General features: G+C 67.5%; 9 protein-coding genes. All 9 read right to left on the reverse strand.

Features of this window, described 5'->3' with window-relative positions; genetic code table 11:
* Nucleotides 1–812, reverse strand: an 812-nt coding sequence (locus VNN10_15200; GenBank protein ID HXH23365.1) for a YidC/Oxa1 family membrane protein insertase, incomplete at its 3' end; no start/stop codon positions are given.
* Entirely contained in the window at nt 812–1,975 is a 1,164-nt protein-coding gene (locus tag VNN10_15205; GenBank protein ID HXH23366.1) for a PQQ-binding-like beta-propeller repeat protein, read from the reverse strand. The genes VNN10_15205 and VNN10_15200, both read right to left, overlap by 1 nt.
* 35 nt (nt 1,976–2,010) lie before the next feature.
* On the reverse strand, nt 2,011–2,238 hold the full coding sequence (yidD, locus tag VNN10_15210) for a membrane protein insertion efficiency factor YidD (protein HXH23367.1): 228 nt from the start codon (nt 2,236–2,238) through the stop codon (nt 2,011–2,013).
* Entirely contained in the window at nt 2,235–2,603 is a 369-nt protein-coding gene (gene rnpA, locus VNN10_15215; protein HXH23368.1) for a ribonuclease P protein component, read from the reverse strand. The genes yidD and rnpA overlap by 4 nt, the downstream gene beginning before the upstream one ends.
* The gene (rpmH, locus tag VNN10_15220; protein ID HXH23369.1) at nt 2,600–2,737 is read right to left on the reverse strand and encodes a 50S ribosomal protein L34; all 138 of its coding nucleotides are present in this window, start codon (nt 2,735–2,737) and stop codon (nt 2,600–2,602) included. Before rpmH ends, rnpA begins: the two co-directional genes overlap by 4 nt.
* 488 nt (nt 2,738–3,225) lie before the next feature.
* Complete coding sequence (locus VNN10_15225) at nt 3,226–3,630, reverse strand: hypothetical protein (protein HXH23370.1); 405 nt, start codon at nt 3,628–3,630, stop codon at nt 3,226–3,228.
* Between the two features lie 86 nt (nt 3,631–3,716).
* The gene (locus tag VNN10_15230; GenBank protein ID HXH23371.1) at nt 3,717–4,541 is read right to left on the reverse strand and encodes an ABC transporter permease subunit; all 825 of its coding nucleotides are present in this window, start codon (nt 4,539–4,541) and stop codon (nt 3,717–3,719) included.
* Nucleotides 4,538–5,371 carry an ABC transporter ATP-binding protein gene (locus VNN10_15235; protein ID HXH23372.1) on the reverse strand — a complete coding sequence of 278 codons (834 nt, stop codon included), beginning with the start codon at nt 5,369–5,371 and terminating at the stop codon, nt 4,538–4,540. The genes VNN10_15230 and VNN10_15235 overlap by 4 nt, the downstream gene beginning before the upstream one ends.
* Nucleotides 5,371–7,007: right-handed parallel beta-helix repeat-containing protein (locus VNN10_15240; protein HXH23373.1), on the reverse strand; the 1,637-nt coding region annotated here is incomplete at its 5' end. The genes VNN10_15235 and VNN10_15240, both read right to left, overlap by 1 nt.

Below are 7,007 nucleotides of genomic sequence, written 5' to 3' on the forward strand. Positions count from 1 at the left end.
TCTTCGTCCTCCGCCATCGTTTTGCGGACGGCATCCATGTGTTTCTCGCGCTGCTCCAGTGCTTTCGGAAGCACGGGCTCCGTATTCAGGCCCAGGACGCCCTTCCAGTTGAAGGCGCCGCCGCCCACGTACACGTATTGCATCACCATGCCCATGATGTTGGACAGGACGTAGTATAGGCCCACGCCACTGGGCAGGGTCAGGGTGAACCAGGCGAAGATGAGCGGCATCATCAGGTTCATCATGTTCATCTGCGCCCGCTGCCGTTCGTCCGTGGGCGGCATAGAGCTCATCTTCTGGTACACGTAGGTCGATACTGCGACGGCGACGGGGATAACGAAGGGGTCTGGCCGCCCGAGGTTCAGCCAGAGGAAGCTCTCGTCCAGCGGTATCGCCTCGCGGAGATAGTTCCAGCCGTAGAGGCGGTCAGCCAGCGCCAGGCTCGCCTCGGGCGCTTCGCCCAGGGCCAGCCGCAGCGTGGCGTAAAGGCAGATGAAGATCGGGAACTGAATCAGCGCACTGCCCATGCAGCCGAGCGGGTTGAAGCCGACCTCGCGGTAGAGCTTCATCTGTTCCTCGGAGCGGCGGCGCGGGTCGCGGTATTTCTTCTGGATCTCCTGTAGCCGCGGCGAGATCGCGGCCATCATTCGCGTCATGCGCATCTGCTTCAGCTGCAGCGGCCACGTGAGTACACGAATGATCACGGTGAGCGCGATCACGGCCAGCCCGCTGTTCCCCAGCACGACCGTGAGGAGGACGAACAGGTTCGTGAGGGGGTTGATGAGGACCAGGTTGAAGAAGTCGCCGACCATCAGCACACGCTCGCCGTAGACTGCCGTTCGCGCGTCGACGTGTTCACCCGATAGTAGTAGAACTTGCCGCCCGTCTCGTCGCCCACGCAGCCCGTGGGCGCGACATACACGGTCGCCCCGTTGGCCAGCAGGTCGGCGTGCAGCGTCTTACCCAGGCGCACGGGGCCCCAGGCCCGGGCGCCTGAGCGCGGCTCCAGCCCGTAGAGGTCGCCCGACTCGGTGGCTACTACGAGGCTCCCGCCGGCCAGGACGAGGCTGGCGCGGACCGACCTGCCGACATCGGAAGGCTCCTGCCAGACGGGCTGGCCGCTGCCAAGGCTCACGGCGAACACCTTGCCGGCAAAGTCGGCAAAGTACACGGTGCCGGAGTCCACCAGGGGCTTCGTCCAGACCCAGTCCGTGGCCTCCGCCCGCCACCTCTCGCGCCCGGTCGAGGCGTCCACAGCGTACAGGCGCCTGTCGAAGCCGCCGACAAGCACCATGCCATCGGCTACCACGGGGGTCGAAACGAGCGCCGCGGCCGCCCTGAATGGCTCTTGCCACACAGGCTCGCCGTTGCGAGCGTCAAGCGCATAGAGCTCGCCCCCGGTCGTCGCGAAGTAGACGCGGTCGCCGGCGATTACGGGCGGCGTCCAGATGCGGTCGGGCACGTGGAAGGGCTCGAACCTGGCGCGGATATTCTTGCCCGCCTCCGTCGCAGCCCGCAGGTCCGTGGCGTTGATGGCGTAGAGCAGACCTTCGTCCGTGGTCACGTACAAGTACTCGCCCGTGGCATCCAGGGCTATCCCGCCGACGATGGCGCCGCGCACCTTGAAGGCGGCGGCCGGGCGGCGCCTGTCCTCGTCCTCCGACGCCTCGGAGGGCTTGAAGGCGTACACCCAGCCGTTGTAGGCGCCGACGAAGACGGTATCGCCGGATACGATCGGAGGGCCGTAGACAGCCGACAGCTTGCGCGCCTCGCGGTCCTCGATGCGCCAGTGGTCGGGAAAGCGCCACTTGCGGTCGCCGGTAATGGGGTCGATGGCGTCGATCTTGCCCTTGCCGGGATTGACCAGCAGGAAGTCGGCCGTCTGCACGGGTGGCGCCCAGCCGCGCGACCCGGCGGCGCTGACGCAGCCGGCGGACACAAGCGCGAGCACCAGGGCGGCCAGGGCCAACGACAAGGGCCAGAGTTTCACGTGAAACGCTTGCCGCCGCATCAGGGGACCGGGTCCCAGCCACGGCCGCCGAGCGGCGTGCAGCGCGCCAGGCGCCTCAAGGTCAGCAACGCGCCCCTGAGGGCGCCGTAGCGCTCGATGGCCTCGCGGGCGTACGCCGAGCAGGTCGGTTGATAGCGGCATCTCGCCCCGAGGCCGGGGGAGACACCGCGTTGATAGGCATCGATCAGCCGCAGGAGGACGCGTCCGGCCAGGGAGGGAGGCCTCAGTCCGGCGGCGCCTGCAGCAGGCGCGCCCGCCGCAGGAGCAGCTCCGTCTCCGCTTTCAGCTCGCGAAAGCCCGCGCTTGCCGATTCCGGCCGGGCGGTAATGACGACGTCGAAGCCCTCCGCGAGCGGCAGGGAGCGAGCGATTTCGCGCAGGCGCCTCCGTACGCGGTTGCGCACCACCGCCTTGCCCACCCTCTTCGAGACCGCGTAGCCGAAGCGTGTTATACCTGCCTGGTTTGAGATGGAGCGGACAGCGAGGAGACGGCCGCTGTTGTGCCTGCCCTGCTGGAGGACGCGGTCGAAGTCGGCGCGGCGGCGTAGCCGGCGGTCGCGAGCACGCGGAGTCGCCCCATTGCCGGTCGTCAGACTGCGAGACGGGCTCTGCCCTTGGCGCGGCGTCGTTGCAGGACCCTGCGCCCGGTGGCGGTGGACATGCGGGCGCGAAAGCCGTGGACACGCTGACGGCGTCTTTTCTTGGGCTGGTAGGTTCGTTTGGGCAACCCGGCCTCACGATCGCCCCGCTTCGGGGCCGTCAGCCCGTCGTTTGTTTCACGTGAAACACCAGCGACGGGCACTGAATTCGCTAGTCAGTCTAGTTTCGGCCCAATCCAGTGTCAAACTTACCTTGTGCGGGGACCAGGACATCCTATACACCCGGGAGGGGCGGGGTGTCGGTGGTACTCGACGCTGTGCGGCTGAACTAGGCCAGTAAGTCTGTTCCGGCGCGTCGGTTGCTGATCATGCCCATTCGGGGAGCAAGAAGGACCCGGCTACCTTGGCCCACGAAGGGAGACGAAGAAGTCAGGCTCTTCGTCCTCTGGGGCATGAGCTCCGGCGCCTGTCAGCCGCCGCGAATGTCGATACCGCTCGCCTTCATCACCATTCTCTCCGTGTCTCCGGCAAGGGGTCGATCCTGTCCTGTAAACGGTCAACCCGGCTTGGGAGCAGAAGCCGGGTTGCCGTTCGGGAGGTGGACCGACAGAGTTAATCAGGGACTGAGCAGGTTCACTACTGCAATCCCGGGACGGCCGGCAGCCAGGTACGCGTCGTTCTTCGCCTTCAGGTAGCGAAGCACCGCGGCCTCATGCTCCGGGCCGGTAATCACGATCACGTTGTCGAGCGCGCCGCCGGCCATCCACTCGGCCGCGTCCAGGGCTGGCGCGCCCAAGGGCCGCACGAGGTAGTAGACGGCCGCCGGCGACTCCCCAGCGGACTCCGCCAGCGAGAATCCGGGCGGCGTGGCGGCGCGTTCCGGCACCGTGTACGCGGAGCCGCCAAAGGCAAGCACGGCGCCGGCGAGGATCGCGATGGGCGTGGCAAGAGTAAGCGCCTGTGCCACGGCGCCGCCGATGCGGGTTTCCCGCGCTGCCAGGGCAAAGCTGAAGGCACTCACCTCGCCGAATATCTCCTTATCAAGCGCTCACTAATCTTAAGCACACCGCTTCTGGCGCGTCAGGGCCAAATGGCCCTTTCTCGCGATCAACTCCTCCGCCGCCCAAAGCTCAGGGCAGCGGCCGCGCAGCCGGCTGCCAGCCAGGCCAGCAGCGCACCCGCCAGGAGCAGGCTCGCGCCGGTGCGCCCGAAGCTGTCCAACACGTACGCCCCGAAGGGCCCGAGTACCTCCAGCTCCGGCTCGAGCTGCACGACGGCCAGCACCCGCGCGATCTCCACCGGGTTCAGCAGGATCGACGCGAGCATCGCCCCCGGGCCCAGGTTTGCCGACGAGACCAACCCGATGAGCACGAGGTCGAAAAACAGCACCAGCACAAACCAGACCATTACCGCCATACCCAGAGCCTGGGCGCGGCTGTTCGCGACCACCGATGCGGTCAGGCCGGCTGCCAGCATGACGGCGGTCAGGACCAGCACCAGCGCGAAGAGAAGGATGTACAACGCCGCGTCCACGCCCGGCGCCGAAGCGGCGATCAGCAGTCCGGCAGCACCGAAGCCGCCGCCGGTCGCAAGCGCGATCGCTCCAAAAAGGCCCGCGAACTTCCCCGCCAGTAGCTCCCAGCGCTCGATCGGTTGCGCCAGGAGGTAGTCCAACGACCCGCGCTCCCGCATGCCCGCGATCGCTCCGGCGCCCACGGTCAGCGCCACCAAAGGCGTCAGGAGCAGGCACAGGTTGACCAGGCTGGCTGTCGTGCGGCTGAAGTTCTCGAACCCGACATCGCCCAGGTTGCGCTGGCCCAGGTAAGAAAGACCGAGGGCGAGGAGGCAAAACAGGGCAGCGTAGCCGACGAGCCAGCCGCTGCGGCTCGCGTCCCGCAATTCCTTACGCGCGATGGTTGCGGCCGCGCTCATCTGCCACCCCCTTCCACACCTGCGCCGAGGAGGTCGGCGAACACTTCCTCCCACGTGACCTCGGCCGGCCGGATGCGTTCCGGCCCGACACCGACGGTGGCCAGCGCCGAAGTAAACGCGTCCACCGAGGTCCCGTTGATGCTGACGAGGAAGCTCCGGCGCGCCCGGCGCTCCAGAAGCTCCTTCATGGACCCGGCATACAGGAGCCGTCCGCTGTCCAGCACGATGGCCCGGTCGGCAAGCGCCGTCAGACGATTGGCGTAGTGAGTGGCGATAAGCGCCGTCTTGCCCTCCTGTCGCAGGCGCATGAGTATCTCGTGGAATTGCGCCTGACTGGCGATGTCCATACTCGAGGTCGGCTCATCCAGGAGCAGGAGCGGCGGGTCCGCGAGCAGCGCCGCGGCGAAGGCCAGGCGCTGCTTCATGCCACCAGAAAGGTTCGCGACCGGCGTGTTCGCCTGGGGCCGGAGGCCGACGCTGTCCAGCGCCCGGCCGACGCGCCGCTGGTCGATACCCCGCAGCTCGGCGATGAACGCGAGCAGGCCGGCGGCCGTATCTCCGTCGGCGATGTCCGGCACCTGGGGCACGTAACCGACCCGCCTGCGGACGTCCTTACCGCGCGCCGGCACCGGCAACCCGTCGACCTCGATGTCGCCCTCGAAGGAGGTGATACCCAGGATGCAGCGGAAGATCGTCGTCTTGCCGGCGCCATTCGCGCCCAGCACGGCTACGACCTCGCCCGCGTTCACGTCGAAGCTGACCCCGCTCAGGGCGCGGAGACGGCCATAGGTCTTCGTGAGACCTCTTACGCGAAGCAGCGGCGCTGCCATCACCGGCCTCCTCCGGCCGCCTGAGCGGCCATACCGAGGGCCGGCTCGGGCCGCCAGCGCGGACGCCTCAGCGCCAGCACAGCGAGCACGGACAGCGCCAGCATCGCCGCGCTCAGCGCCAGGACGGAAAGGTCGACTCCTTCCTCAGCCGTAACACTGAGGGCGGCAGCGGGCCGCATCAACGGCGCGGCGTCCTCGATCACCGCGTCGTACTGGTAGAGAGGGAACATCTCCGCGGCGGTGTCGATCGCCTGCTGCGCCAGGGTGAACTGGAAGGCGCGCAGCGACTCGTTCTTCGCCAGCTCTCCGACGAACGCCGGTTCCGGCCGGTAGGGCTTGTCGCCCACGCCATCGCCATTGGCGTCATAGCCGCGATAGTCGCTCCAGTAGTTGCCTCGCCCGCCCGCGCTCCACATCGCCGCCCTGGGCAACGTCACGGCGCCGCCCGCGGCCGCCGGCGTGGTAGGCGTCGTCGCTGCGTGCTCGTGCGCGGATGCCCCGGACACGGGGGTTGCGGACGGCTTCGCCGGCTCGTGCGAGGCGAGCATGCCCGAAGCCAGAGCGCCGCCCAGGGCCTTCACCTGAACGCCGTTCTCTATCATCGAGTTCTCGACGAAGGTGATGGGGGCGTTGCTCATCAGGCCAACGCCGGTGTCGTTCAGGGCGAAGAGGTTTCGGTAGAAGATCGCCGTCGCGCCGGGAGACTGCGGCGTCCCCTCGGCAGTGAGGCCGTACTTGTTGCGTTCGATGCGGTTGGCCTCGACGAAGAGGTTGTCTACGTCCTTGAGCAGGAGCCCCGCGCCGGACGCGCCTTTGCGGTTCGCGGAGACGTCGTTGTCCTTGACGATGAGCTCCCGGGAGAACATGAGCACGGCGCCCGCGAGGTTCTGGCGGAAGCTGTTGCGCAGGACCTTGTTCTCGTTCGCGTACATGAAGTGAAGAGCGTAGCGGCTATCGGTGACCTTGTTATCCGCGATGACGTTCGTGTGCGAGAACTCCAGGTGAATACCGTCCGCCGCATTGCGTACGGTATTGTCCCGGATGGCGCTGTGGCCGGACTGCCACATGTAGATGCCGTGACCACGACGCTCGACCGGGGTCTTCGAGCCGAGGTCGATGGCGTTGTGCTCGATCAAGACCTCGTGGCTGTCCAGCAAGTAAATGCCAAAGTGCGAGTCCTGTATGCGGTTCCAGCGCAACGTAACCCCGGTGACAGCCGTCAGCTTGATCGCCGCCGGCTCGCGGGTGACGGCGTGGCCGGTCCCTTTTACCGTGAAGCCGGAGAAGTAGACATCGCCCGAAGTGATCGTCACGACGTCGCCATGTTCACCACCATCGATGACAGGCGATGACCTGCCGATCAGGGTGAGCGGCTTGTCGATGACGATGCGCTCTTCATAGCTGCCGCCATCGACGGTGATGGTCGCCCCCGGCGCGGCGGCGTCGATCTGCGATTGCAGGCTGGGGCCGGCGGCAGTCGCTGGCTCCGCGGGGCCAGTCAGTAGCAGCGCGCCCGCCAGGCCAACGGCGCCCGCAAGGGTCAGGGAGAGGATGCCGCTCGGCCTCCGGCTCGTGGTCATCTCCTCCGCCTTCGGCGTGCGGCGGGAGCGGCTGGCGCTGGGCCCCGCCTGGCCCG

It is taken from the genome of Dehalococcoidia bacterium, assembly GCA_035574915.1.
Classification (GTDB): Bacteria; Chloroflexota; Dehalococcoidia; order DSTF01; family WHTK01; genus DATLYJ01.